Origin of the sequence: Microbacterium sp. 4NA327F11 (assembly GCF_005503465.1) — a bacterium.
Classification (GTDB): Bacteria; Actinomycetota; Actinomycetes; order Actinomycetales; family Microbacteriaceae; genus Microbacterium; species Microbacterium ginsengisoli.
On record NZ_SCOB01000003.1, the window covers coordinates 89507 to 113728 of the forward strand.

A 24222-nucleotide genomic window follows, 5' to 3' on the forward strand; every position below is an offset into this window, starting at 1 on the left:
GCCATGAGCGCTTCGGCTGTCGTCGACGTCGCCGCGGTGGCGCGGGTCCTTCGGGGGCCAACCGACGCCGATGACAAGTATTCCCGCGGTGTCGTGGGATTGCGTACGGGTTCGCTCGTGTATCCGGGCGCCGCGGTGCTGGGCGTCGAGGGCGCCTGGCGGGCGGGAATCGGAATGGTCCGTTACACCGGTCCGGCGCGTGAGCTCGTTCTCGCTGCGCGACCCGAGACGGTGACCGCGGATGGGCGCGTCCACACGTGGGTGGTGGGATCGGGCACGGATGCCGCATCCCGGCCGTTCGCCGAGACCGAGACGCTCACTCGCCTGCTCGCGGGCAGTGTGCCGGTCGTCGTCGATGCCGGGGCGCTCGAGCTCGCGCCCGCCGCGCACGCACCGGTGATCGTGACGCCGCACGCCCGGGAGTTCGCGCGGCTGCGGGCGCAGCTGGGTCTCGATCACACGGACATCGAGGGCGATGACGGCCGGGCGGCAGCGGCATCCGAGACCGCGCGGGCGCTCGGCGCCGTGGTGCTGCTCAAGGGCGCGCGCACCGTCCTGGCGGCGCCCGACGGGCGCGTGCGAGTCGTCGCGGCGGGCACGCCGTGGCTCGCGACGGCGGGCACCGGGGACGTACTCGCCGGCGCGATCGGGGCGGTGGCGGCATCCGTCATGGCAGGCCGCGTCGCGGGAGACACCGCCGTCGATCTCCTCGATGCGGCGGCCGCGGGCGCCTGGCTCCACGCGCGCGCCGGCGAGCTCGCGGCATCCCGGGCGGGCAACGGTCGACCGGGCCCCATCACCGCGCTCGACGTCGCGCGCGCCCTGCCCGAGGCCGTGGGGGAGGCGCTCGCGCGGGGGATTGCCGTTCGGTAACGGTTCCCGCGGGGCGTCGTCCTCTACAGGGAGCGGCACGGTTGCCCCTCGTACACTGGTCCGCGATGTCGAAACGTTCGGTGCTCTGGATCGCATTCGTGGTCGTGCACCTCGGTGTCGCCATTCTGGGATTCACCTATCCGAATCAGCCCATGGGCGACGTGTACAACGTCTACGAACCGTGGTCGGGCGCGTTCTTCCACGACGGACTCTTCCCCGTGCGGGACGCGTACTCCGGGATCGTGCACGATTCGTACTTCGGCTACGTCGGCATCGACACCGGCTGGGTCTACCCACAGCTGGCGATCTTGCCCATGCTCGCCTCCTGGCTGTTCGCCTGGGCCGGCGGGTACACGATCGGCTGGGCCGTCGTGGTCACACTGCTGGATGCCGCCGCTTTCGCGGTGCTCATCGGCCGCGGCCGATCGAACGGGCGCAACGCGGGAGCCTGGTTCTGGCTCGCGTTCATCGCGCTGCTCGGTCCGGTCTACGTCTACCGTCTCGAGGCGGTCACCGTGGCGCTGTCGGTCGCGGGCATCCTGTGGCTGGCGCGCCGACCGTGGCTCGGATCCGCACTGCTGGCGGTCGCGACCTGGATCAAGGTGTGGCCGGCCGCGCTGGTCGGCGCGGCGCTCATCGCGCTGCACCGACGATGGGTCGTGGCTGCATCTGCGGCGATCGTCACTGTGCTCGTCGTCGTGCTGGTCGCGGCGGCCGGAGGCGGGCAGTACGTGTTCGGGTTCGTGGGGGACCAGACCACGCGTTCGCTGCAGATCGAGTCGCCGGTGAGCTCGATCTACCTGTGGATGTACTACGTGGGCGTGCCGACATCCGGCATCGGGTGGGATCCCAACCTGCTGACCTTCTATGTGACCGGCCCCGGTGTCGACCCGGTCATCAGCGTGATGACGCCGCTCCTCGGAGTGGGTGTTCTCGCAGTCGCCGGCGTGGGTGCGTGGAAGAAGTACCGCGGCGCGACCTTCGGCGGGCTGCTCCCGTCGCTGTCCCTCGGCCTCGTGCTCGCGTTCATCGTGCTGAACAAGGTCGGCTCGCCGCAGTACATCGCCTGGATCGTGCCGCCACTCGTATACGGCCTGGTGCTCGATCGCGGGCGCTGGTGGAAGCCGGCGACCCTCGCGCTCCTCATCGCCCTGGCGACCCAGATCGTGTATCCGCTGGTGTACTTCAACATCCTCATCGTGGACCTCGGGCCGCTGCTGGTGCTGACCATCCGCAACATCCTTCTCGTGGTGCTGTTCGTCTGGACGATCGTGCTGCTGGTCCGCGTGCCGGTGCACCCCCAGATCGCTGCCCGCCGCGACCATCGGGTGCCGCCCGCGCCCGTCACCGCCGACTGATCTTCCGGAGGTCACCATGCTCGTCGCGTTCTCCGTCGCTCCCAGCGGCACGGGTCGTGAAGACGGCTCGGTGCACGATGCGGTGGCGGCCGCTGTGCGCATCGTGCGCGACTCGGGTCTGCCGCACCGCACGACGAGCATGTTCACCGAGATCGAGGGCGAGTGGGACGACGTCTTCGATGTCGTCCGGCGTGCGACGAAGGCGGTGCTGCCCTTCGGGTCCCGCGTCTCGCTCGTGCTGAAGGCCGATATCCGCCCGGGCTACACGGGTGAGCTCGATGCGAAGATCGAGCGCCTCGAACGGGCCATCGACGACTCTGGGGAGTAGACCCGAGGGCCTCGCGTGCACGCTCCGATCTGCGCGCGCGGACGTGCATGGCGTCGGGTGCGAGCGTGGGCGCCGAAACGATTCGACAGGCGTCGATCCCGGGCGTACCATTTTGTTGTGACCTCCCCTCAGATATCGAAGGGGGCGGCAACGGCGGCGCTTCTCTCCTTGGCCATCGGCAGCTTCGCGATCGGCATGGGCGAATTCGTCGTCATGGGCCTGTTGCCGAACGTCGCGCAGGACCTGCTGCCCCAGACGTGGGCCACCGCCCCCGGCGACGCGATCGCCCAGGCCGGCTGGCTCATCAGCCTGTACGCGCTCGGCGTCGTCATCGGCGCGCCCACCATCGCCGGGTTCGTCGCACGCTATCCGCGCCACCGCGTCATGCTCGTGCTGTCGATCGTGCTGGCCGTCGGCAACCTGCTCACCGTGCTCGCGCCGACCTTCGGGTGGGTCGCGGTCGCGCGCCTCGTGACGGGACTGCCGCACGGCGCCTACTTCGGCATCGGCGCCCTCGTCGCCGCCGACGTGATGGGTCCGGGCAAGCGGGCCAAGGGTGTCGCGTTCATCCTCACGGGTCTCACCGTCGCGAACGTGGTCGGCGTGCCGCTCGGCACGTTCCTCGGGCAGCAGATCGGATGGCGCGCCGCCTACGGCGTGGTCGCCGTGCTCTGGGCGGTCACGGCGATCATGATCGCCCTGTTCGTGCCGGCCCACCCCGGCGACCCGGGCCGCACCATGCGCGCGGAGCTGCGGGTGTTCCGTATCCCGCAGGTGTGGTTCACCCTCGCGCTCGGCGCGATCGGCTTCGGCGGGTTCTTCGCGCTCTACAGCTACGTCGCGCCGATGGTCACGGATGTCGCCCACGCGCCCGAGTGGGTCGTGCCGATCGTGCTCGTGCTCATGGGCGTCGGGATGACGATCGGAAACATCTTCGGCGGCTACCTCGCCGACATCAACCTACGGCGCACCCTCCTCGGCGGGCTGCTGTCGATCGCGCTGGTGCTGGTGATCCTCGCGCTCGTGTCCCACTGGATCGTCCCGCTCGCGGCCCTCGTGTTCGTCATGGGGCTGGTGTCGTCGTCGGTGAATCCGACCGCGCAGACCCGTCTCATGGATGTCGCGGAGGACAACCAGTCGATCGCGGCCGCCCTCAACCACTCGGCGTTCAACATCGGCAACAGCCTCGGCGCATTCCTCGGCGGCGTCGTGATCGCGTGGGGCTGGGGGTTCGTCGCGCCGGCGTGGGTCGGTGTCGGTCTTGCGCTGACCGGCTTCGGCATCGCGTGGCTCTCGTTCCGCGTCGAGGACAGGTCTCGTCGCCGCGCGGGCCTGGCGATCGCCGGTCCCGCGGACTGACGCCTGCTCCCGGACTGACCGGGACGGCTGCTTCGCGCGTGTCAGCCGGCGGGTGCGTCGAGCAGCCGCCGCAGGTGCCCGCCGACCTCGTCGGACTCGATGAGGAAGCCGTCGTGGCCGAAGTCGCTCGAGATGACGACCGCCCGGTCGCCGTCGAGCGTGCGCGGGATGCTGCGCGCGATGCGGTGCTGGCCGTCGACGGGGAAGAGTCGGTCGCTGTCGATGCCCAGCACGAGGGTCGTGGCGGTGATCCGTCGCAGCGCCTCCTCGACGCCGCCCCGGTCGCGGCCGACGTCGTGCGAGTTCATGGCCTCGACGAGCGTCACGTAGGCGTTCGCGTCGAAGCGGCGCGTGAACTTGTTGCCGTGGAAGTCGAGGTACGACTCCACGGCGAAGCGTCCGCCGTGGCCGAGGGGCGAGACATCCGACTGCCATGACCGCTGGAAGCGCAGGTTCAGCTCTTCGGGGCTGCGGTAGTTCAGCAGCGCCATGCGGCGCGCGAGCGCGAGCCCACGGTGCGGTCCCTCACCGGCGGCCGCGTCGTAGTAGTCGCCGCCCTCGAAACCGGGGTCGAGGCGGATGGCCGCGAGCTGGGCGGAGTTCAGAGCGACCTGGTCGGCGGTGACGATCGGGGGAGCGGCGAGGACGCCGAGTCGGGCGACCCGCTCGGGATGCGAGATCGCCCACTCGAGGGCGTGCATACCGCCCATGGATCCGCCGATCACCCCCGCGAACCGCTCGATGCCCAGCGCATCGACCAGCCGCAGCTGCGCCTCGACCTGATCGCGGATCGTGAGATACGGGAAACGCGCACCCCACTCGGCGCCACGTGGTCCGATGCTCGCTGCACCCGTCGATCCCTGGCAGCCGCCGAGCATGTTGGGGGCGATGACGAACCACCGGTCGGTGTCGATCGGAGCGCCGGGTCCGACGATGTCGCCCCACCAGCCGTCGGTCGGATGCCCCGGCCCGCCCTCGCCGCGCACGTGCGAGTCGCCCGTGAGGGCGTGCAGCACGAGCACGGCGTTGTCGCGGGCGGGGGAGAGCTCACCCCAGGTCTCGAAGGCGAGCCGGTAGGCGGGGAGGGTGGCCCCGCCCTCGGTCGTGAACGCGCCGAAGGCGGCGAACCGTCGGTCGCCGGCCGGATCGCCGTCACGCCACGCCCCGGTCGCCGGTGGGCGCCCGCCGAGGCGGCGGGCGTCGGCTTCCGAAACCGGCGCGCTCGGCACCGTGTCCTCGGAAGTCTGCCAGTCCATCGCTCCATTCTCCCCGCCCGTGGCGCTGCTCCGGGGACTGTTACGCGAACGGGGTGATCTCGTAGGTCGCGCCGTGCTGTCCGGCGAGGGCGATCGGGGTGCCGTTGCGTCGCTGCACGAATCGGTGGTGCGCTCGAAGGTCGGCGGGGAGCCGATCGTCGAGCGCCGGGAAGGTGCCGCGGCTCTCATTGGACAGCCAGGTCACCGGGCGGCCGAGCCGTCGACCGAGGTCTCCCACGAGCGCGACGAACGTGTCGCGTTTCGCGGCATCCGGGTACATCAACACCGCGCTGTGGAAGACCACGAGGTGCGCGTCCGCCGGTGCTGTCGCAGCGAGCGCCTCGAGGTCGTCGACGAGGTCGCCGCTGACGATCCGGGGCGGGGCGGATGCCGCGGCATCCGCTGCCTGACGAAGTCGTGCGATGCGCGCGTCGTGGTCGGGGCCCGGCCACACGAGAAGCTCGAGCCAGCGCAGCGCTTCGGGGTCGCGCACGTCGATGGGGGCGAGGTCGAGCCCGGCGCGCCAGGCCACATCGACCGGTCCGGTCGGCACCGCCGCGGCGTCGTCGGCGGTGCACCGGAGGTCGATGGCGGGGCCTGCGGCATCCGGCTCGTGCAGGAACTCGCCTGCGGGAGTCGTGTACGTCACCCGGCAGTGGTCGGGGAAGAGGCACAGTCCGCCCGCGGCGCCCACCTCGAGCAGGGCGACCGGCCCGGCGAGCCGTGACAGCGGCGGCAGCCATGTCGCCGCGCGGCCGGGTTCATTGGTCTGGGTGGAATGCGTCGCGGAGATCTCGGAAATGCGATCCCACGCGTCGAGCAGCTCATCTCGCACCTCGGCGTACGGGTGCAGTGGCACTCCGGCGCGACGCGCGGCGGCGAACAGCAGGTTCGCCTGCTGCTGGCGGCGCGGCAGTGCGGTGAGGCGTCGCAGCACCTCGGCATCCTCGGCGATCGCGCAGGCCCAGTCCTCGTACAACGGCGACGTGCCGTGCGCCCAATGCCGGCCGAAGTCGTCGTAGTAGGCGGCGAGCTCTCGCTCGTCGTCGGCGTCGCCCATGCGCACCCCCTCGATGTGACGGATGCCGCCAGCCTGCCTCACGATCGGTCGAGTGGCCAGTCGCAGGGCGGTGTCGGGCCCGCAACCGACGACGCCCCCGCCCGGAATCCGGACGGGGGCGTCGATCGCCTGAGGAGGGTCAGACCCGCGCGGCCTCAGCGACCGTGCGGGCGGCGCCGAGCGCCTGCTCGAGGTCGGCCTTGAGGTCGTCGATGTTCTCGATGCCGACCGAGAGGCGCACGAGGCCGGGGGTGACACCGGTCGTGAGCTGCTGCTCGGGGGTCAGCTGCGAGTGCGTGGTCGAGGCGGGGTGGATGACGAGCGAGCGCACGTCGCCGATGTTCGCGAGGTGGCTGAACAGGGTCAGCGCGTTCACGAACGCGCGGCCGGCCTCGACGCCGCCCTTGAGCTCGAACGAGAGCACCGCGCCGACGCCCTTCGGGGCGTAGCGGTTGGCGGCGGCGTACCAGGGCGAGGTGGGCAGGCCCGAGTAGTTCACGCTCGCGACGTCCTCGTGGTTCTCGAGCCACTCGGCGATCTCCTGCGCGTTCTGCACGTGACGCTCGATGCGCAGCGACAGGGTCTCGAGGCCCTGGATGAGCAGCCAGGCGCTCTGCGGTGCGATGGCGGCGCCGAGGTCGCGCAGCAGCTGCACGCGGGCCTTGATGACGTACGCGAGACCGTCGCCGACCGCCGCGGTGTAGCTGGCGCCGTGGTACGAGGGGTCGGGCTCGGTGAGACCGGGGAACTTGTCGACGTTCTGCGACCACGGGAAGGTGCCGCCGTCGACGATGATGCCGCCGATGGTGGTGCCGTGACCGCCGATGAACTTCGTCGCCGAGTGCACCACGATGTCGGCGCCGTGCTCGAACGGACGGATGAGGTACGGCGTCGCGATCGTGTTGTCGACGATCAGCGGCACGCGGTTCTCGTGCGCGATGTCGGCGACCGTGCGGATGTCGAGCACGTTGATCTTCGGGTTGCCGATCGTCTCGGCGAAGAAGAGCTTCGTGTTCGGGCGCACCGCGCGGCGCCACTCCTCGGGGTCGTCCTGGTTCTCGACGAAGGTCGTCTCGATGCCGAGCTTGGCGAGGGTGTACTTGAAGAGGTTGTAGGTGCCGCCGTAGATCGAGCTCGACGAGACGATGTGGTCTCCGGCCTGCGCGATGTTCAGCACGGCGAACGACTCCGCCGCCTGGCCGCTCGCGACGAGCAGCGAACCGGTGCCGCCCTCGAGCGCGGCGAGGCGCTGCTCGACGACATCCTGGGTGGGGTTCTGGATGCGGGTGTAGATGTTGCCGAACTCGGCCAGCGCGAAGAGGTTCGCGGCGTGGTCCGTGTTGTCGAACACGTAGGAGGTGGTCTGGTAGATCGGCGTGGCACGAGCCTTGGTGACAGGGTCGGGCTGCGCGCCGGTGTGAACCTGCTTGGTCTCGAAACGCCAGTTCTCGGAAGAGGTCATCGGTGCTCCTCTGGGGTGCGGGTGGTGAAATGGTCGGTGGCTTGCCACGACAGTAGGGGGCGTGCCGGGAGCCGACAAGGGCGCCGACTCGCCGCGTAACACGACGTTCAGCCCCGTCATAGCAACGATGGATGCCGCTCCCTCCGCCCGTGTCTGAGCACCCGCCCGCGCCCGCTAGCGTGGACGGTATGACCAAGCGTGCGGTAGTGACGGGGGCAAGTTCGGGGATCGGCGAGGCGACGGCGCGCAAGCTCCGTGCCGACGGGTGGGACGTGGTGGCTGTCGCCCGCCGCGCGGACCGTCTCGAGGCGCTCGCGGCCGAGACCGGCGTGGTCCCGTTCGCCGCCGACCTCACCGTCGCCGACGACATCGCCGCGCTCCGCGACTTCCTCGCCGCCTCCGGATCGGTCAACAGCGTGATCCAGGTCGCGGGTGGTGCTCGCGGCACCGATCACGTCGCCACCGGGGATGTCGACGACTGGCAGTGGATGTACGACGTCAACGTCCTGTCGACGCAGCGGGTCGTGGCATCCCTTCTGCCGCTGCTGCGCGAGGCCGCCAAGGCCGACGGTGTCGCAGACATCGTGATCGTGACCTCGACCGCGGCGCGCGTCGCCTACCAGGGCGGCGGCGGGTACAACGCGGCGAAGGCGGCGGAGTCGGCTCTCGCCCAGGCGCTGCGCCTCGAGCTCAACGGTGAGCCGCTGCGCGTCGTCGAGATCGCGCCGGGCATGGTGCAGACCGAGGAGTTCTCGCTCAACCGCCTCGGCGGAGACCAGGGCGCCGCCGACAAGGTGTACGAGGGTGTCGAGGCGCCGCTCGTCGCCGACGACATCGCCGACCTCATCGCGTACGCGGTCGAGGCACCCGGCCACGTGAACCTCGACCTCGTCATCGTGCGTCCGGTGGCTCAGTCGGCGCAGCACGTGCTCGCCCGCGGCCCGCTGCACGTGCGGGAGGGCTGAGCGCCTAGGCTGGTGCGGTGCGCCGCTCGGCGCGGGAAGGACGGCGTCGAGTGGGCGAGGCGAACGAGGAGCGCGAGCATCTGACCTGGGAGGGCTTCGGCGAGGCGTCGAGGTCGCTCTCGCGGGACATCCTCGCGGCCGGGTTCGTGCCCGAGGTCGTCGTGGCGATCGCCCGTGGCGGTCTGCTGCCGGCCGGCGCCATCGCGTACGGGCTGGGCATCAAGAACTGCGGCGCGATCAACGTCGAGTTCTACACCGGCATCGGCACCGTGCTCGACGCCCCCGAGGTGCTGCCGCCGGCGCTCGACCTCTCCTACCTCGAGGGGCGGAAGGTGCTGCTCGTCGACGACGTCGCCGACAGTGGCCGCACGCTCGATCTCGCCGTGAAGCTGCTGGTCGACCGGGGCGCCGAGGTGCGCTCGGTGACGATCTACACGAAGCCGACCACCATCATCGAGCCGGACTTCTCCTGGAAGCGCACCGATCGCTGGATCAACTTCCCGTGGTCGTGGAAGGGCTCGGTCCTCGAAGAGGACGGCGGCCTTCCCGCATCCGCCTGAGAGGCACCGGGATGGCGATGAGTCTGACCGAGCTCGCCGCCGCGGGGCTGGTCGACGAGGGCTGGGCGCGGGCGCTCGAGCCGGTCGGCCCGGACATCGCCGCGCTCGGCGATCGTCTGCGCGCCGAGGTCGCGGAGGGTCGCCACTACCTGCCGTCGGGCGACCGGGTGCTGCGGGCGTTCGCCCGCCCGCTCGCCGAGGTGCGCGTGCTGATCGTCGGGCAGGACCCGTATCCGACACCCGGGCATCCGATCGGACTCTCGTTCGCGGTCGACGCGCATCTGCGGCCGCTGCCGCGCTCGCTGGAGAACATCTACCGCGAGCTCGCCGACGACCTCGACCTGCCGAAGGCGCCGCACGGCGACCTGTCGGCATGGGCCGATCAGGGCGTCATGCTGCTCAACCGCGTGCTCACCGTCGCGCCGGGTCAGCCCGCATCCCACCGCGGCTGGGGTTGGGAGAAGGTGACCGAGCACGCGATCCGCACCCTCGTCGCGCGGCAGACGCCCACGGGCGAGGCGGCTCCGCTCGTGGCGATCCTGTGGGGTCGGGATGCCGCGAACCTCCGTCCGCTGCTGGGTGAGACGCCGATCATCGAGTCGCCGCATCCGTCACCGCTGTCGGCGCACCGCGGCTTCTTCGGTTCGCGCCCGTTCTCCCGTGCGAACGCGCTGCTGGAAGAGCGAGGCGTCGCCCCGGTCGACTGGCGCATCCCAGCCTGACGGCGCCGTGCGTCGCGAGGCCGTCGTGCGCGTATCCTGGGCGCATGCTGGAGGAGGAATACAACCCGTCGCGCTGGAACCTGTTCCGGCAGCAGCAGCGTCGCGCCGAACTGTCGGAGCGGCCCTTCAGCTACGAGATCCGTGCCGCAGAGGAGAGCGATCTCGCCGACATCCGCGAGATCTACAACTACTACGTCACCAACTCCGTCGTGACCTTCGACGAGAAGAAGTGGTCGCTCGCGAAGTGGCGTGACAAGTTCGCCTACCTGCAGAAGCAGAAGATGCCCTTCCTCGTCGCCGAGTCGCCGACCGGGCAGGTGCTCGGGTACGCGCTCGTGCAGCCGTGGGCGGGCAAGTCCGCGTTCCGCTTCACCGTCGAGGACTCGATCTACCTCGGTCACGCGTCGTCGGGCAAGGGCCTCGGCCGTGCCCTGCTCGAGGCGCTGATCGCCGCGTGCGAGGCGAACGGCATCCGCGAGATCGTCGCCGTCATCAGCGACAAGGGCGCGGAGGGCTCCCTGGTGCTGCACGAGAAGCTCGGCTTCGTCGAGGTCGGTCGGATGGGCCGCGTCGGCTTCAAGTTCGGCCGGTGGCTCGGCACGGTCTACCTGCAGAAGTCGCTGAAGCCGACGAAGAAGCGCGGGCTGTTCGGGCGGCTGCGAGACAGCCCCGACGACACCCGAGCCGACGCCGACGCCGACTGACGCGCGCAGTCCTCAGCGCCCGGGGAGCGTCGGGATCGCGGCGAGCAGCTGACGGGTGTACGGATGCTTCGGCTGCGCGAGCACCCGTGCGGTCGTCCCGCGCTCGACGATGCGCCCGGAGGACATGACCACGACCTCGTCGCAGATGCTCTGCACGACCCCGATGTCGTGGGAGACGAGCACGAGGGTCAGGCCCTCGCTGCGGCGCAGGTCGGCCAGCACCTCAAGGATCTGCGCCCGCACCGACACATCGAGTGCCGACAGTGGCTCGTCGCCCACGAGGATGCGCGGCCGGTGCACGATGGCCCGTGCGATCGCGATGCGTTGGCGCTGCCCGCCCGAGAATTCGTGCGGGTAGCGGGCCACGGCATCCGCATCGAGACCGACGGCCGCGAGCACTTCGGCGACGCGCGCGCGACGGTCGCCGTCGATGCCCAGCGCCCACAGCGGCTCGGCGATGATGCGGCCGACGCGCATGCGGGCATCGAGAGAGGCGTACGGATCCTGGAAGACGATGCCGGTCTCGCGCCGCAGCCAGTGCAGGGCGCGGGCGGGGGAGGCGGCATCCACCTCTCGGCCGTCGATGCGCACACTGCCGGTGGTCGGCGCGTCGAGTGCGAGCAGCAGCCGCACGAGCGTGGACTTGCCCGACCCGGACTCGCCGATGACCCCCAGCGCCGAGCCCTCGGGCACGTCGAGGTCGACACCGTCGAGCGCCGTCGTGGTCTCGCGCGGGCCGAACAGGGCGCGGCGCGGCCCGCGGTGCACCCGCGTGAGCCCGCGGGCCTCGATGAGCGCGGTCATGCGGACTCCTCGGGTAGGTCGGATGTCGCGGCCCCGCGCCACAGCGTCGCCGCGGCGTCGCGCAGCAGGCCCCGCGTGACGGGCGAGGCGGGCTCGGTGAGAAGGGTCGTGAGGGGACCGGTCTCGACCACCCGTCCGGCCGAGAGCACGACCGCATGGGTCGCGACCTGGGCGAGCACGGCGAGGTCGTGGGTGATGAACACGAGCGACATGCGGTCCTCGTCGGCGAGTCGGCGCAGCAGTTCGAGGATGCCGGCCTGCACGGTGACGTCGAGTGCGGTGGTCGGCTCGTCGGCGACCAGCAGGCGGGGGCGTGCGGCCAGGGCCATCGCGACCGCGACGCGTTGACGCTGCCCGCCGGAGAGCTGGTGCGGGTAGCGCGCCACGATGCGTTCGGGGTCGGGCAGTGCCACACGGCGGGCGCCCTCGACCGCGAGGCGGCGCCGCTCGGTGCGGGAGCGCTCACCGTGGATCGCGGCCGCCTCGGAGATCTGGCGGCCGACAGTGCGCACCGGGTCGAGGGCCGTCAGCGGGTCCTGGAACACCATGGCGAGCTCCCGCCCGCGACGACGGGCGAGCTCGCGGTCGCGCAGCCCGACGAGTTCGACCCCCTGCCACCGGATGCTGCCCGACACCGCCGCGCCGTCGGGCAAGAGTCCCAGCAGCGCCCGCGCGGTGAGCGACTTGCCCGAGCCCGACGCGCCGATCAGCCCGACGCGCGCGCCCTCGGGCACCGCGAACGTGACGCCGTCGACGACGCGCACGCCGTCGATCTCGACGACGAGGTCGGTCACCTCGAGGCTCACGCGACCACCCCCGGCACGTGGGTGCGGGCGCGGCGGGCGCTGCCGCCGCTCGCGCGCAGCAGGGGATCGGTCGCCTCGCGCAGGGCGTCACCGAGCAGGTTCAGCCCGAGCACGGTGAGCGAGATCGCAAGCCCCGGCCAGACGACCGACAGCGGGTACACGCTGATGTACTGCTGCAGCTGCGAGAGCAGCAGGCCCCACGAGGCATCCGTCACCGGCGCCCCGAACCCGAGGTACGACAGCCCCGCCTCGGCGAGCACCGCCACCGCCATGCCCCACGACAGCTGCACGATGAACACCGGCAGCACGTTCGGCAGCAGGTGCCGCCACAGGTTCTGCGCGGGGGTAAGGCCGGCCGCGCGCCCCGCGAGCACGACGTCGCTCAGCAGTACGCGACGCAGCTCGGGTCTCGTCACGCGGGCGATGTTCACCCCGAATCCGATGCCCACCGCGACGATGACCACCCAGAGCGACCCGCCCCAGACCGCGCTGATCATCATGGCGATCAGCAGCACGGGGAACGCGATCAGCACGTCGACGACGACCGCGACGCTCTCGCGCACGAGGCGCGGCGTGAGGGCGCCGAGCGCGGCGAGCACGAGACCGAGCACGGTCGCGATGATCCCCGCACCGACCGCGACGACGACCGTGGTGCGGGCGCCCGCCATGAGCAGGCTCAGGATGTCGCGGCCCGTCGCGTCCGTGCCGAGCAGGTGCGGCCAGCTCGGCAGCTGCCAGCGGATCTCGACGTCGGTGCGCTGCGGATCGAACGGGGTCCAGACCAGGGCGACGGCGGCGGTCGCCAGCACCGCGGCGGCGCTGACGAGCCCGATGCGGCCGGCGGGGAGTCGCCACACCCGGGCGATCACACTGTCGCTCATGACGCCTCCCGCTGTCTCGGGTCGATGAGCCGGTGCACGAGGTCGACGGCGAAGCCGACGATGAGCACGAAGGCGGTGAGCGCGAGCAGCTCGCCCTGCACCTTCGGGATGTCCCGTGCCTGCACGTCGGCCACCAGCATCCGTCCGATGCCGGGCAGGGAGAAGAGCTGCTCGATGACGACGGCGCCCACGATGATCGCCGCGATCTGCAGGCCGAGCACGCTGATGATCGAGAGCCCCACGTTCGGCAGCCCGTGGCGCACGAGTGCGCGTGTGCGGGTGAGGCCCTTCGCGGCGGCGGCGGTCACGTAGTCCTGGTCGAGGGCCTGCAGTGTCGCCGAGCGCACGAAGCGCATGAGCAGCGCACCCTCGACGACGCCGATGGTCAGCGCCGGGAGGATGAGGGCGCGCAGCGCGAGCCCCGGATCCGTCCAGCCCGAGCGGGGGAAGCCTTGCGCGGGCAGCCAGCCGAGGGTCACGGCGAAGACGATGACGAGCATCATGCCCGCCCAGACGACCGGCACCGCGGCCACGGCCTGTGCGCCGATGCTCAACACCGCACCTCCCGCGCGGTGCCGTTGCACGGCGGCCACGACGCCGAGGGGCAGGGCGATGACGACGGCGATGAGCAGCGACAACAGGCCGAGCGGCAGTGTCACCTGCGCCTTCTGCCGCAGCTCGTCGCTCACCGAGCTTCCGGTGACGAGCGAGGTGCCCAGGTCGCCGCGCAGCGCTCCGCCGATCCAGTCGAGGTATTGCAGCGGCAGCGGACGGGTCAGGCCCAGCTGATCCCGGATCCGCGCGATCTGCTCGGCAGTCGCGTTGGTTCCGGCGATCAGCTGGGCCACGTCACCCGGCAGCACGTGCAGGGTGAGGAAGATCAGCACGCTGGCGAGGAACAGGCCCAGGATCAGCAGGGCCAGCCGTGTCAGCGTGAATCTGATCACCCGTTGCTCTTCTCCAGGGTGGCGAGGTTGATGCGAGAGTTGACGTTGTCGGCGGGGAAGCCGGTGATGCCCTTGCCGACGGCGACGACCGACTCCCAGTTGTACAGCCAGTCGGCGGCGTTGTCGTCAGCGACGATCTTCGCAGCCTGCGCGAGCAGGTCGTCCACCTGCTGGTCGCTGGTCGCGGCGATCGCCTGCTGGTAGAGCGACTGCACCTGCGGGTTGTTGAACGTGAAGTAGTAGCTGCCGTTCGCCCAGGTGTTGCCGAAGTCTCGCGGCTCGGCGTGGTCGACGAGGCTGAGGTCGTAGTTCTTGTTCGTGTAGACGTCGTTGAGCCACGTCGTGAAGTCGACGCTGTTCACCTTGAGCGTGATGCCGGCGTCGGCGAGGTTCGAGGTGAGCAGCTGCGGGATGGTCGTGCCGTAGAACGAGGGCACGGTGAGCGTCAGCGTCAGGTTCGACACTCCCGCGTCAGCGAGAAGCTGCTTGGCCTTGGCCGGGTCGTGGCTGATCGTCGACGACAGGTCCTGGTAGCCGGGGTCCGGCTGCGGGATCGGGCCGTAGAGCGGTTTGCCGGAGCCGACAGCGGCGATGATCGCGTTGTGGTCGATCGCGAGGCGGATCGCCTCGCGTACACGGGTGTCGTTCAGCGGCGCCTTCGTGCTGTTGAAGGCGAGCACGAACTTGTCGGTCGCGCTGCCCTTGACGACCGAGAAGTCGCCGCCCTTCTCGACCTGCGAGCTGAGAGTGGCGTCGAAGCCGGTGATGACATCGACCTCGCCCGACTGGGCGGCGGAGATCGCGGCCTGGTTGTCGGGGATGATGTCGAAGACGACCTCGGCGACCTTCGCCTTGTCTCCCCAGTAGGCGTCGTTGCGGGCGAGCGTGATGTTCGCGCCCTGGTTCCACGACTTCAGCGTGAAGGGTCCGGTGCCGTTCGCCTTCGTCTTGTAGTCGACGGTGTCGCCCTTCTTCAGGATGATGCCGGCGCGCCCGGTGAGGTTCCAGAGCAGCTGGGAGTCGGGCGACGAGAGGGTGAGCGTGATGGTGTTGCCGGTCGCGCTGATGTTCGACACGTGCGAGAGCGTGGAGCTGTTGGCCCATGTGCTCTCGTCGCGGTGCTGCGTGAGCGACCACACCACGTCGTCGGGCGTCAGCGCCTGACCGTCGTCGAAGGTGACGCCGTCGCGCAGCGTGAACGTGTAGGTGAGCGCATCGGACGACACCGTCCAGGCGCTCGCGAGCGAGGCGACGATCTTCTGGTCGGGCGTGCGCGAGACGAGGCCCTGGTACACGTTGTCGATCAGAACCTGGTCGAGGGCGACCCCCGCGGTCTGGCGAATGTCGAGGTTGGTGGGCTCCAGTGCCAGTCGGATGTTGACGGTGGCGTTGGGGTCGCCAGACGCGGTCGGTGCGCTGCTGCCCCCGGCGGAGCAGGCGGTGAGCGCGAGGGCGGCGGCGGCCAGGATGGCGGCCCCGGCCAGTGCGGTGCGGCGGAACATGCGGGATCCTCTCGGTGCGGGGATGTCCGTGCTGTGGAACGTCCGTGCGGGGGAAGGGCGCGCGCCGGATCGGCGAGCTTCCCTCAGCCTAGGTCGGGGGCACCGGGCCCCGGCCCAGATGACCGGCCGCCGTCACACGGCGACACGCGACGTCACACGGCCGGTGATCGGCGGCCGGAGGCCGCACGCACGAGGGCCGCCAGCTCGGCCGGGATGTCCTCCTGCACGTTGTGACGCGCAGGCACGGAGACGACGGATGCCGCGGGCAGGCGCCGCGAGAAATCATCGGCGTCACCCGCCGAGACGAACCCGCGCTCGCCGCGGATGAGGGTGATCGGTGCGGTCACGGCGGCGAGGTCGTGCCACCCCGACTCGGACAGCAGATCGCGCACCGCGGAGTCCAAGGTCGGGGCGTCCGCGTCGCCGTTCGCGACGGCGGCGGCGAGGTGCGCGAAGTGATGCTTCCACTCGACGCGGCCGTCCTCGCGCACCCGCGAGTTCAGATAGACGCCGCGGGTCGCCGCGCCACGGCTGCCGCCGAGCCCGAAGGACAGCGCGCGCTCGACCAGCTCGTCGCGGCTCGCCCACGAGGTCGGGCCGGCGAAGAAGGCGCGGATCTGCGCGGGCCCCTCGTCGGGGTTCACGCCGGGGGTGATGTCGACGATCACAAGGCTCGCGACGAGGTCGGGCCGCCGTGCGGCGACGGATGCCGCGGTCAGCCCGCCGAGCGACTGCCCGACGAGCGTCTGCGGCGACGTGGTCCAGGCCTCGAGCGCCCGCACGACGTCGTCCGCGAGAGGACCGGCCGTGTACGCGGCATCCGATCGCCACGACGAGTCGCCGTGACCGGCGAGGTCGATCGAGAGCGCCGGCAGCCCGAGGGCCAGGATCGTCGTGTCGAACGTGTGGGCGTTCAGACCCGCTCCGTGAAGGAATGTGACGGCAGGCGGCGCGTCGCCGAAGCGCAGGGCGCTCAGGGTGCGGCCGTCGGGAAGCGCGAGCGTCAACCGCTCGGCGGCGGGGATCGGCCCGGTGGCGCCCAGTTCGGCGGCCTGGGCGGGGAGGAAGGAGAACTCGTCGAAAGCGTCGTCGGTCACCCGCACATTCTGCACCGCACCGCCGGCGGCGGGCGCCGCGTCGTTAGGCTGACAGCGTGACCGCCCCCCGCTCCGCACGCCCGTCTTCTGCCCGCACCCGAGGGTGGCGCTCATGAGCGGTGCGAGCGTCGAGTTGGTCTCGGGAGTCACCAACTTCCGCGACGTCGGCGGCCTCCCGGCCGGGGCAGGCACGACCCGGCACGGGGTGTTGTTCCGGTCGGGGGCGCTGTCTCGTCTCGACGACGACGGGCGACGCACCCTGCACGAACTCGGCGTCGAGCGCATCGTCGACCTGCGATCCGACGACGAGCTGGCGCGCGAGCCCAGCCGGGTGGACGGACTGGGCGTCGAGACCGTGCGCGCGCCGATGTTCGTGGGATCGCTCGAGTCATTCCTCGCCAGCGGCGTCACGCTCGACGACTCCTACCTCGACCTGCTCGAGAACGCCGGGGAGCGCATCGCCACCGTGGCGCACAGCATCGCGGCGGGGCATCCGACTCTCGTGCACTGCGCGATCGGGAAGGACCGCACCGGAGTCTCGGTCGCGGTGACCCTCGCCGCCGCCGGTGTCGACGACGAGGCGATCGTGGGCGACTACGCCCTCACCGAGCAGAACCTGCCGGCCTCGCGGGCCCGGCAGATCCGGGCGTGGCTGGCGCGCGCGCACCCGGGCAGCCGCCACCTCGAAGAGCTCTACCTGCACTCACCGGCCCGCGCGATGCGGCATGTGCTCGCGCACCTGCACGAGCGCTGGGGCGACGGCGGTGCCTACCTGCGGGAGGCGGGCGTGTCGGCCGACGAGCTCGCCGCGCTGCGGTCGGCCTTGGTGGTCGCCCCGTGAGCACGTCGCCGGAGCGCACCGCCGCGAAGCCCCCGCTCCTGGTGCCGCGCTGGATCGCGGTGTGGTTCGTGGTGACAGCCCTCATCCAGACGTACGACGCCTGTTACGAGCTGCTCGGCCCGCTCTCGCACGCCGGTGGACCGCTCGCCTGGTTCTGGCCGGGGCACGTGTTCTACAGCTCGTTCGACCAGCGCTACGCCCAGGCCGACGCGTTCGGCAGCGCGCAGAGCTGGGCGAACCTGCTCGAGGTGATCGCGCTGATCTGGGTGCTCACGCACCTGCGACGCTGGTCGGGCGTCGTTCTCGGCCTGATCGTGAGCGTCGCGACCTTCTGGAAGACCGTGCTCTACTTCCTCGTCGAGGCCTCGAGCGGACTCGAGATGACCCGACAGTCGCTCGAACGCGGCGACATCGCGGGGTTCCTCAGCGTCGCCGTGCTGCCGAACCTGGTGTGGATCGTCGTGCCGTTCGCGGTGATCGTCGTGCTCGGCCGTCGCATCGTGCGGCGGCTTCAGGCCACCGAGGTGCGCGGCACGTAGTTGCCGTCCTCGAGGCCCGCCTCGATCTCGAACCGGTTGCGGAGGGCATCGCGCCCCGCGAGCGTGTAGAGCACGGGCATGAGGAACCCGTAGCGGCGCCACTGGCGGGCGTGCACCGCCTCGTGACGCAGCACCCGGTCGTCGAGCCGGCCGTCGCCCGTGAGGAAACAGTTGCCGACGCAGACGCCGCCGCGGGCGAAGGTCCATGACGGCATGCCGCGGAACACCCACAGCTCGCCGCGGCGCTCGACGCGCCCCCGGCTCCACAGGAACCCCCAGGTCCAGCCGACGGTGCAGCCGTACCAGAAGCCGACACGGCTGATCGGGGAGTCGAGCAGCACGGACGGGATGAACCGGTCGAGCCGTCGTCCGCGCGCGACGGCCGCGTCGGCGCGGGCGCGCCAGTCGGCCGGGATGCCGCGGCTCACGCGAGTGCGCCGACGAGTCGCAGGATCGTGCCGAGGTCATCGACCGCGGCCGCGGCGCCGGCCGGCGCGAAGCCGGTGATCGACGCACCCGCGAGCGGCACCCGGGCGCGGAGCGCCGCGAGGGCGGCGACGATGCGCGCCGGATCGGCGCCGAACGGCGACGCGGCGGTCAGCCCCGTGATGGCGGCGGGGTCGAGCACGTCGAGGTCGAGGTGCACCCACACCGCGTCGGCATCCGTCTGGCTCACGGCGTCGGCGAGCGCAGTGTCGGCGAGATCGACGGCGTCGAGCCGGGCGAGCGGGGTGTCGGCGAGGAACGCCGACTCGGCGACATCCAGATCGCGGGCACCGACCAGCACGGTGCGGGACGGCGCGATGCCGGGGGAGACCACGAGTGAGGGCTCGCCGCCGCCGAGCGCCGCGCGCAGCGCCATGCCGGCGAACGCCCCCGACACCGAGGAGTCGGGGGTGTGCAGGTCGCCGTGCGCATCGAACCAGACGAGGCCGAGACGCTCGTGGCGGGCGGCGGCGTGGGCGATGCCGCCGAGGGCGACGCTGCAGTCGCCGCCGACGATCACGATGCGGTCGGTCTCCGAGGCGAGCAGGTCGTCGATACGGGCGCGGGTCTGCTGCAGGGTGCTCAGGCGGTGCACGCGGGTGCCGAGCGCGTCACCCGCCTCGAGCGGCACGTCCACCCGCACGCACGCCGATCGCGGCAGGTCGCCGGCGATCGCCTCGGCACCGTCGACGAGCTGCATGGCCCGCGCGGCGGGCGACCCCTGCCACTGCGGCACGACCACGAACCGGGTCATCGGGACTCCTTGCGACGGTGGGCGGGGAAGCGAGAGGGCCGGATGCCGCGGCATCCGGCCCTCTCGTGACCTCAGGGCTGCTGACGGTACTCGTCGGCCTGAGGGAGTGCCTGCGGCTGGGGGGTCGCCGCCGGGTTCAGGGCGGCGGGCGCGGCCCCGGCCTTGAGGGCGGCGAGACGCGCCTCGACCTCGGTGAGCTCGCCGACGTCCTCGAGCGACTCGAACTGGGCGTCGAGGCTGGATGCGGCCAGCTCCGCCTTGCCGGCGGCGAGGGCCTCCTGGCGGCGGATCTTCTCCTCGAAGCGGCCGATCTCGCTGGTCGGGTCGAGCAGGTTCACACTCTTGACGGCGTCGTGCACCTTGTTCTGCGCCTCGGCGACCTTGGCGCGCGCGACGAGCTCGTTCCTCTTGGTCTTGAGCTCCTCGAGCTTGCCCTTCATGCCGTTCAGGCCCGACTTCAGCTTCTCGACGACCTCGGTCTGCGCCGCGATCTGGGGGGCTGCGGCCTTGGCCTCGGACTCCTCGGAGATCTGACGCTGGATCGCGATCTTGGCGAGGTTGTCGAACTTGTCGGCGTCGGCGAGGTTGCCGACACCGCGGAACTCGTCGGCCTTGCGGCTGGCGGCGAGGGCCTTGTTGCCCCATTCGGCCGCGGCCTGCACGTCTTCCTGGTGGTCGCGCTCGAGCAGGCGCAGGTTGCCGATCGTCTCCGCGATGGCCGACTCGGCCTCGCGGATGTTGTTCGTGTAGTCGCGGATGAGCTGGTCGATCATCTTCTGCGGGTCCTCCGCCTGATCGAGCAGCGCGTTCACGTTCGCGCGCACGAGGGTCGAGATCCGTCCGAAGATCGATTCCTTGGCCATCGAAGTCCTTTCCGAGGGGGCCGCCCGCGCGGCACCGGCCGCGAGGCGGTCATGGGTGCGAATCGAGTCTATGCATCCGCGGGAATGGGGGCGAGAGGATGCCCCGACTCCGGGGATTCTCCCGGCGGACGGTGCCCGCGCAGCTCGCGGAGGGGCGGACGGACGGGTCGCGGGCGGGTCGCGGGGTCGGTGTCGCCGCACCGGCCTAGGCTCGCTCGTCGGAGGCGACGATGGACGACAGGTACGGCGGCGATGTGCTGGCGGCGGGCTGGCGCGAGCGCGGCCGGCGGGTCGTCCCCGACGTGCCCGCGGCACGCGATCTCGTCGTAGAGGTCGCCTCCGACGGCTTCTGCGGCGCGGTCGTCGCGGTGCGCAGTGGCATGGTCGAGCTCGAAGACCGTCGCGGCGCGGTACGGGTATTCCCGCTCGGCAGCGGCTTCCTCGTCGACGGCGAGCCCGTGCGGCTCGTCGCCCCGGTCGCCGCCGCCCCCACGGCACCCCGCCGGTCGGCGTCGGGATCGATCGCGGTCGAGAACCATCACGCGCGCGTCGCACGACCGAGTCGCATCCTCGTCGAGGGCCGCCACGACGCCGAGCTCGTCGAGAAGGTGTGGGGGCATGACCTCCGAGTCGACGGCGTCGTCGTCGAATACCTCGAGGGCGTCGACCACCTCGCCGCCCTGCTCGACGCGGAGCCGCCGGCATCCGATCGCCGGTACGGCGTGCTCGTCGACCACCTCGTCGCGGGATCGAAGGAGTCGCGCATCGCCGAGGGCGTGGCCCGCGGCCGGCACGGCGCGCATGTGCGCATCGTCGGGCACCCGTTCATCGACGTGTGGCAGTGCGTGAAGCCCGCCGCCGTCGGCATCGCCCGCTGGCCCGAGGTGCCGCGCGGCACCGAATGGAAGGTCGGCGTGTGCCGGGCGCTCGGCTGGCCCGCCGAGGACCAGGCCGACATCGCCGCGGCGTGGCAGCGCATCCTGGCGGGCGTGCACACCTACCGCGATCTGGAGCCCGCGCTGCTCGGCCGCGTCGAGGAGCTCATCGACTTCGTCACGGCGTGAGGCGGGGGAGAGCAGTCGTTAGCCTGGACGGATGACCGATCCGGCGCCCGTGTTCCGTGACTCGCCCGTCTCGTTCGTGCGTCGCGGCGGCCGCATGTCCGACGCCCAGACCCGCGCCTGGAACGAGCTCGCACCGCGCTACGTGCTTCCGGTCGAGCGCGTCGTCGCCACGACGAGCGTCGCCGCAGGCACCGCCGTCGATCCGGCCGAGGTCTACGGTCGCACCGCGCCGCTCATCGTCGAGATCGGCTCCGGTCAGGGGCACGCGATCGTGCACGCCGCCCGCACCCGGCCGGCCGCCGACTTCCTCGCCGTCGAGGTGTTCAAGGCGGGGCTCGCGCGCACCATGCTCGATGCGAATGCCGCCTCCCTCACCAACCTGCGCCTGGTCGAGGCGAACGCGCCCGAGGTGCTCGAGCATCTGCTGCCCGCGGCATCCGTCGCCGAGGTGTGGGTGTTCTTCCCCGACCCGTGGCACAAGGTCAAGCACCACAAGCGGCGGCTCGTGGCGCCCGGCTTCCCCGAGATCGTGCGCGCGGCGCTCGCCCCCGGGGGTGCGCTGCGCCTCGCGACCGACTGGGAGGACTACGCATTGCAGATGCGCGAGGTGCTCGACGCCGCAGACGGGTTCGAACGCGGCTTCCCGGGGGAGTGGGCGGAGCGGTTCGACGGCCGTGTCGAGACGGCCTTCGAGCGCAAGGGCGCACGGGCGGGACGCGACATCCGCGATCTGGTCTACCGCGCGGTCTGAGTGGCGACCGTCGCGCATACGGGATGCCGCCTGAGGGCGTGCTGAAGAGGCGTTCGCGGCGGAATCATGCCATCATCCATTGACACCATCGGCTCCACCGGCGCGCTCGTCGCGCGCCCCACAACGGACTCGTCTTGCCGCGCTGCGGCGGCGGAAGGGACGTCGTGACGACTTCTGGCGACCACGACCTGCGCGGCGCTGCGGGCTCTCTCCCGCCGGCCGCGACCGTGGCGTCCCCGCTGCGTCGGCGCGCGGTGCGCGCCTGGCAGGGGCTGCTCGACTGGTTCGAGGAGACCTCGCAGCTGAACCCGGCGGTGCGCCCGGTCACGGCCCGCGCGGTGCGCGCCGTCGTCGGCGTGTGGGCGCTGGGGCGTGGGGTCAACTTCCTGCTGATGTTCGTCATGTACGAGCTCGCGCACGCCTTCGGTTGGGCGTTCGGCCCCAACGCGCAGCGGGTGACGACGTTCCTGCAGTTCCTCTCCGACTGGGACGGCGCCCGCTACGGCCGCGTCTCGCAGATCGGCTATCCGACGCAGCTGCCACTCGACGCGTACGGCGCGGTCGTGCCGAACGACTGGGCGTTCCTGCCGGTTTTCCCCTGGCTCGAGCGCATCATCTCGGATGTCACAGGCATCCCGTGGCAGATCGTCGGCATCTCGATCGCCGTGCTCGCCAGCGGCGGTGCGACCATCATGCTCTTCCTGCTGCTGCGGGCTGTCACCTCGCCGACGGCGGCCTGGTGGGGTGCGGTGCTCTTCAGCTTCGGCCCGATGTCGTTCATCTTCGTCGTCGGCTACGCGGAGTCGCTCTACCTCTTCCTGCTGTTCGCCGCGATGCTCCTCGCCGTCAAGCGGCGCTATCTGTGGATCATCCCGATCGGGCTCGTCGCGTCGTACACGAGGCCGGGCATCCTGGCGTTCGCGCTCGGACTCGGGATCGTGTTTGTGACGCGATGGTTCCGTCGCAAGGTCGATCCGTTCCCACCGTCGCAGCTCGTGAGCCTGATGGTCACGGGTCTCGTGCTCGCCGGTGCCGGCCTGTCGTGGTCGTGGATCGCCGACGCCGTCACCGGCACGCCCCACGCGTACCTGCTCACCGAGACGAGCTGGTGGGTGCCGTTCGTCGGGGAGGGGCATTTCGCACCCTTCACCCCGTGGTTCCGCATGGCGTGGACGTTCACGGGCATCATCGGCGTCGTGCTCGTCGCCGCGCTGATCGCGGCGTTCCTGCTGTGGATCTTCTCTCGCCCAGTGCGCAGGCTCGGCATGGTCGTCGCGACCTACGGGTTCGGCTACGGCGTCTACCTGTTCGCAGTGTTCCTGCCGCAGCAGAGCATCTTCCGGCTGCTGCTGCCGATGACCCCGATGCTCGGCGACGAGCGGCTCTCATCGACCCGCCGCCGCCGCATCATCAGCCTCGTCGCGGCGCTCGTCGGCCAGGTGCTCGCGGTGTTGCTGCTGTGGACGATCGGGTTCCCATAAAGCCCCCGTTCAGCGTCGTGCGGTCGCCGTCGCTGTCGGTGGATGCCGCGGCGGACTGGTAATCTCGACCGGTACGCCTCCGTAGCTCAGGGGATAGAGCGTTGGTTTCCGGTACCAAAGGTCGCAGGTTCGATTCCTGTCGGGGGCACCAGGCGTCACGAGGGATCGCGAGCATTCGCGGTCCCTTTCTCCGTGGGCTCGGCCCGATGAGAACATCGTCGTGTGGCCGACATCGGTTCCCCTTCCCTCACGCAGGTCGCCGAGCGCGTCTGGCGTGATCGACCCGTCACGCACCGTGCGTGGGAGAGATCCGCGCTGATCGGATCCGGCGACGCATTCTGGCGGTGGTGCGCGGCCGAGGTGTTGACGTGGGGGGTCAAGACGCGCAGTGGCTTCACCGTCGATCCGGCACGACGGGCGGCCGCGGGCGATCGCCCGATCATCACGGTGCGGGTCTGCGGCGCGTCGATTCGAGAACCCGTCGAGGTGGTCGACGTCGTCGAGACGGAGAGTCGGGTCGGGTTCGCCTATCGGACGCTGCCTGGCCACCCGGTGTGCGGTGAGGAGGCCTTCATCGTCGAACGCATCGATCGCTCGGTGTGGCTCACGATTCGCTCACTCACCCGATCGAGCGACACGGTGTATTGGCGGTCCCTGTATCCGCTGCTGCGGCTCGCTCAGGTCAGTACTCGTCGCCGATACCTGCGAGCGCTGCGGGAGGAAGTTGCGTCGTAGCCGATCTCGACCATCGCCTACCCC

General features: G+C 71.1%; 26 protein-coding genes and 1 tRNA gene. 15 read left to right on the forward strand and 12 right to left on the reverse strand.

Going from position 1 to position 24222, the window contains the following annotated elements; translation table 11 throughout:
- The first annotated feature begins 3 nt into the window (after window positions 1–3).
- The 4 genes from FFS51_RS03140 to FFS51_RS03155 all read left to right on the forward strand — a co-directional run bounded on the left by FFS51_RS03140 (window position 4) and on the right by FFS51_RS03155 (window position 3918).
- Window positions 4–873, forward strand: coding sequence for an ADP-dependent NAD(P)H-hydrate dehydratase (locus FFS51_RS03140; protein WP_137877495.1), 870 nt, complete (start codon window positions 4–6; stop codon window positions 871–873).
- Window positions 874–938: 65 nt separating this feature from the next.
- Window positions 939–2231 (forward strand): DUF2029 domain-containing protein, encoded by a 1293-nt coding sequence (locus FFS51_RS03145; RefSeq protein ID WP_056206531.1) that lies wholly within the window; start codon window positions 939–941, stop codon window positions 2229–2231.
- A gap of 16 nt (window positions 2232–2247) precedes the next feature.
- Window positions 2248–2559, forward strand: a complete 312-nt coding sequence (locus FFS51_RS03150; RefSeq protein WP_137877496.1) for a thiamine-binding protein — start codon at window positions 2248–2250, stop codon at window positions 2557–2559.
- A gap of 117 nt (window positions 2560–2676) precedes the next feature.
- Complete coding sequence (locus FFS51_RS03155) at window positions 2677–3918, forward strand: MFS transporter (protein WP_283205729.1); 1242 nt, start codon at window positions 2677–2679, stop codon at window positions 3916–3918.
- A gap of 41 nt (window positions 3919–3959) precedes the next feature.
- On the opposite strand, the gene metX is transcribed toward FFS51_RS03155, so the two are convergent.
- The 3 genes from metX to FFS51_RS03170 form a co-directional block, all read right to left on the reverse strand.
- Window positions 3960–5174, reverse strand: coding sequence for a homoserine O-acetyltransferase MetX (metX, locus tag FFS51_RS03160; protein ID WP_137877497.1), 1215 nt, complete (start codon window positions 5172–5174; stop codon window positions 3960–3962).
- Window positions 5175–5214: 40 nt separating this feature from the next.
- Window positions 5215–6234 (reverse strand): DUF2332 domain-containing protein, encoded by a 1020-nt coding sequence (locus tag FFS51_RS03165; protein WP_137877498.1) that lies wholly within the window; start codon window positions 6232–6234, stop codon window positions 5215–5217.
- A gap of 139 nt (window positions 6235–6373) precedes the next feature.
- Window positions 6374–7696 carry a bifunctional o-acetylhomoserine/o-acetylserine sulfhydrylase gene (locus FFS51_RS03170; protein ID WP_137877499.1) on the reverse strand — a complete coding sequence of 441 codons (1323 nt, stop codon included), beginning with the start codon at window positions 7694–7696 and terminating at the stop codon, window positions 6374–6376.
- Between the two features lie 188 nt (window positions 7697–7884).
- Here FFS51_RS03170 and FFS51_RS03175 point away from each other — a divergent pair, with 188 nt between their 5' ends.
- Genes FFS51_RS03175 through FFS51_RS03190 form a run of 4 tightly spaced genes read left to right on the forward strand, consistent with a single transcriptional unit; the run spans window position 7885 to window position 10647 of the window.
- A complete protein-coding gene (locus tag FFS51_RS03175; RefSeq protein ID WP_137877500.1) occupies window positions 7885–8661 on the forward strand; it encodes an SDR family NAD(P)-dependent oxidoreductase in 777 nt (258 codons plus the stop codon).
- A 50-nt stretch (window positions 8662–8711) separates the two neighbouring features.
- Complete coding sequence (locus FFS51_RS03180; RefSeq protein WP_056206543.1) at window positions 8712–9221, forward strand: phosphoribosyltransferase; 510 nt, start codon at window positions 8712–8714, stop codon at window positions 9219–9221.
- Between the two features lie 11 nt (window positions 9222–9232).
- Window positions 9233–9943: a uracil-DNA glycosylase gene (locus FFS51_RS03185; protein ID WP_137877501.1), complete on the forward strand. Its 711-nt coding sequence runs from the start codon at window positions 9233–9235 to the stop codon at window positions 9941–9943.
- Window positions 9944–9987: 44 nt separating this feature from the next.
- Window positions 9988–10647: a GNAT family N-acetyltransferase gene (locus tag FFS51_RS03190; protein WP_137877502.1), complete on the forward strand. Its 660-nt coding sequence runs from the start codon at window positions 9988–9990 to the stop codon at window positions 10645–10647.
- A gap of 12 nt (window positions 10648–10659) precedes the next feature.
- On the opposite strand, the gene FFS51_RS03195 is transcribed toward FFS51_RS03190, so the two are convergent.
- The 6 genes from FFS51_RS03195 to FFS51_RS03220 all read right to left on the reverse strand — a co-directional run bounded on the left by FFS51_RS03195 (window position 10660) and on the right by FFS51_RS03220 (window position 16684).
- Window positions 10660–11451: an ABC transporter ATP-binding protein gene (locus tag FFS51_RS03195; RefSeq protein WP_137877503.1), complete on the reverse strand. Its 792-nt coding sequence runs from the start codon at window positions 11449–11451 to the stop codon at window positions 10660–10662.
- Complete coding sequence (locus FFS51_RS03200) at window positions 11448–12257, reverse strand: ABC transporter ATP-binding protein (protein WP_137877504.1); 810 nt, start codon at window positions 12255–12257, stop codon at window positions 11448–11450. Before FFS51_RS03200 ends, FFS51_RS03195 begins: the two co-directional genes overlap by 4 nt.
- A complete protein-coding gene (locus FFS51_RS03205) occupies window positions 12254–13138 on the reverse strand; it encodes an ABC transporter permease (RefSeq protein WP_137877505.1) in 885 nt (294 codons plus the stop codon). Before FFS51_RS03205 ends, FFS51_RS03200 begins: the two co-directional genes overlap by 4 nt.
- Entirely contained in the window at window positions 13135–14085 is a 951-nt protein-coding gene (locus tag FFS51_RS03210) for an ABC transporter permease (protein ID WP_137877506.1), read from the reverse strand. The genes FFS51_RS03205 and FFS51_RS03210 overlap by 4 nt, the downstream gene beginning before the upstream one ends.
- Entirely contained in the window at window positions 14082–15587 is a 1506-nt protein-coding gene (locus tag FFS51_RS03215) for an ABC transporter substrate-binding protein (protein WP_137877507.1), read from the reverse strand. The genes FFS51_RS03210 and FFS51_RS03215 overlap by 4 nt, the downstream gene beginning before the upstream one ends.
- 152 nt (window positions 15588–15739) lie before the next feature.
- Entirely contained in the window at window positions 15740–16684 is a 945-nt protein-coding gene (locus tag FFS51_RS03220; RefSeq protein WP_235557389.1) for an alpha/beta fold hydrolase, read from the reverse strand.
- A gap of 112 nt (window positions 16685–16796) precedes the next feature.
- Between FFS51_RS03220 and FFS51_RS03225 the strand changes: the two genes are divergently transcribed.
- On the forward strand, window positions 16797–17525 hold the full coding sequence (locus FFS51_RS03225; RefSeq protein ID WP_056206554.1) for a tyrosine-protein phosphatase: 729 nt from the start codon (window positions 16797–16799) through the stop codon (window positions 17523–17525).
- Complete coding sequence (locus tag FFS51_RS03230; RefSeq protein ID WP_045248322.1) at window positions 17522–18064, forward strand: hypothetical protein; 543 nt, start codon at window positions 17522–17524, stop codon at window positions 18062–18064. Before FFS51_RS03225 ends, FFS51_RS03230 begins: the two co-directional genes overlap by 4 nt.
- Here FFS51_RS03230 and FFS51_RS03235 read toward each other — a convergent pair.
- From FFS51_RS03235 to FFS51_RS03245, 3 genes are all read right to left on the reverse strand, one after another.
- Complete coding sequence (locus FFS51_RS03235; RefSeq protein WP_045248323.1) at window positions 18037–18492, reverse strand: hypothetical protein; 456 nt, start codon at window positions 18490–18492, stop codon at window positions 18037–18039. The two genes, FFS51_RS03230 and FFS51_RS03235, sit on opposite strands and share 28 nt — an antisense overlap.
- Window positions 18489–19304, reverse strand: a complete 816-nt coding sequence (locus FFS51_RS03240; RefSeq protein ID WP_137877508.1) for an arginase family protein — start codon at window positions 19302–19304, stop codon at window positions 18489–18491. Before FFS51_RS03240 ends, FFS51_RS03235 begins: the two co-directional genes overlap by 4 nt.
- Window positions 19305–19375: 71 nt before the next feature.
- Window positions 19376–20167, reverse strand: a complete 792-nt coding sequence (locus FFS51_RS03245) for a PspA/IM30 family protein (RefSeq protein WP_056206561.1) — start codon at window positions 20165–20167, stop codon at window positions 19376–19378.
- 230 nt (window positions 20168–20397) lie between these two features.
- Here FFS51_RS03245 and FFS51_RS03250 point away from each other — a divergent pair, with 230 nt between their 5' ends.
- From FFS51_RS03250 to FFS51_RS03270, 5 genes are all read left to right on the forward strand, one after another.
- Window positions 20398–21231: a DUF3097 domain-containing protein gene (locus tag FFS51_RS03250; protein WP_137877509.1), complete on the forward strand. Its 834-nt coding sequence runs from the start codon at window positions 20398–20400 to the stop codon at window positions 21229–21231.
- A gap of 31 nt (window positions 21232–21262) precedes the next feature.
- A complete protein-coding gene (gene trmB, locus FFS51_RS03255) occupies window positions 21263–21982 on the forward strand; it encodes a tRNA (guanosine(46)-N7)-methyltransferase TrmB (RefSeq protein WP_137877510.1) in 720 nt (239 codons plus the stop codon).
- Window positions 21983–22146: 164 nt separating this feature from the next.
- The gene (locus FFS51_RS03260) at window positions 22147–23463 is read left to right on the forward strand and encodes a hypothetical protein (RefSeq protein WP_137877511.1); all 1317 of its coding nucleotides are present in this window, start codon (window positions 22147–22149) and stop codon (window positions 23461–23463) included.
- A gap of 75 nt (window positions 23464–23538) precedes the next feature.
- Window positions 23539–23614 (forward strand) — tRNA-Arg (locus tag FFS51_RS03265).
- A 71-nt stretch (window positions 23615–23685) separates the two neighbouring features.
- Window positions 23686–24198 (forward strand): DUF1990 family protein, encoded by a 513-nt coding sequence (locus FFS51_RS03270; protein WP_249352637.1) that lies wholly within the window; start codon window positions 23686–23688, stop codon window positions 24196–24198.
- Window positions 24199–24222: the final 24 nt, after the last annotated feature.

What these genes read in the sequence shown, in the direction of transcription:
- FFS51_RS03170 (WP_137877499.1), bottom strand. Translation starts at nt 7,696, where the DNA reads ATGACCTCTTCCGAGAACTGGCGTTTCGAGACCAAGCAGGTTCACACC.
- FFS51_RS03240 (WP_137877508.1), bottom strand. Translation starts at nt 19,304, where the DNA reads ATGACCCGGTTCGTGGTCGTGCCGCAGTGGCAGGGGTCGCCCGCCGCG.
- FFS51_RS03140 (WP_137877495.1), top strand. Translation starts at nt 4, where the DNA reads ATGAGCGCTTCGGCTGTCGTCGACGTCGCCGCGGTGGCGCGGGTCCTT.
- FFS51_RS03215 (WP_137877507.1), bottom strand. Translation starts at nt 15,587, where the DNA reads ATGTTCCGCCGCACCGCACTGGCCGGGGCCGCCATCCTGGCCGCCGCC.
- FFS51_RS03195 (WP_137877503.1), bottom strand. Translation starts at nt 11,451, where the DNA reads ATGACCGCGCTCATCGAGGCCCGCGGGCTCACGCGGGTGCACCGCGGG.
- trmB (WP_137877510.1), top strand. Translation starts at nt 21,263, where the DNA reads ATGACCGATCCGGCGCCCGTGTTCCGTGACTCGCCCGTCTCGTTCGTG.
- FFS51_RS03225 (WP_056206554.1), top strand. Translation starts at nt 16,797, where the DNA reads ATGAGCGGTGCGAGCGTCGAGTTGGTCTCGGGAGTCACCAACTTCCGC.
- FFS51_RS03245 (WP_056206561.1), bottom strand. Translation starts at nt 20,167, where the DNA reads ATGGCCAAGGAATCGATCTTCGGACGGATCTCGACCCTCGTGCGCGCG.
- FFS51_RS03165 (WP_137877498.1), bottom strand. Translation starts at nt 6,234, where the DNA reads ATGGGCGACGCCGACGACGAGCGAGAGCTCGCCGCCTACTACGACGAC.
- FFS51_RS03190 (WP_137877502.1), top strand. Translation starts at nt 9,988, where the DNA reads ATGCTGGAGGAGGAATACAACCCGTCGCGCTGGAACCTGTTCCGGCAG.
- FFS51_RS03185 (WP_137877501.1), top strand. Translation starts at nt 9,233, where the DNA reads ATGGCGATGAGTCTGACCGAGCTCGCCGCCGCGGGGCTGGTCGACGAG.
- FFS51_RS03250 (WP_137877509.1), top strand. Translation starts at nt 20,398, where the DNA reads ATGGACGACAGGTACGGCGGCGATGTGCTGGCGGCGGGCTGGCGCGAG.
- FFS51_RS03205 (WP_137877505.1), bottom strand. Translation starts at nt 13,138, where the DNA reads ATGAGCGACAGTGTGATCGCCCGGGTGTGGCGACTCCCCGCCGGCCGC.
- FFS51_RS03145 (WP_056206531.1), top strand. Translation starts at nt 939, where the DNA reads ATGTCGAAACGTTCGGTGCTCTGGATCGCATTCGTGGTCGTGCACCTC.
- FFS51_RS03175 (WP_137877500.1), top strand. Translation starts at nt 7,885, where the DNA reads ATGACCAAGCGTGCGGTAGTGACGGGGGCAAGTTCGGGGATCGGCGAG.
- metX (WP_137877497.1), bottom strand. Translation starts at nt 5,174, where the DNA reads ATGGACTGGCAGACTTCCGAGGACACGGTGCCGAGCGCGCCGGTTTCG.
- FFS51_RS03150 (WP_137877496.1), top strand. Translation starts at nt 2,248, where the DNA reads ATGCTCGTCGCGTTCTCCGTCGCTCCCAGCGGCACGGGTCGTGAAGAC.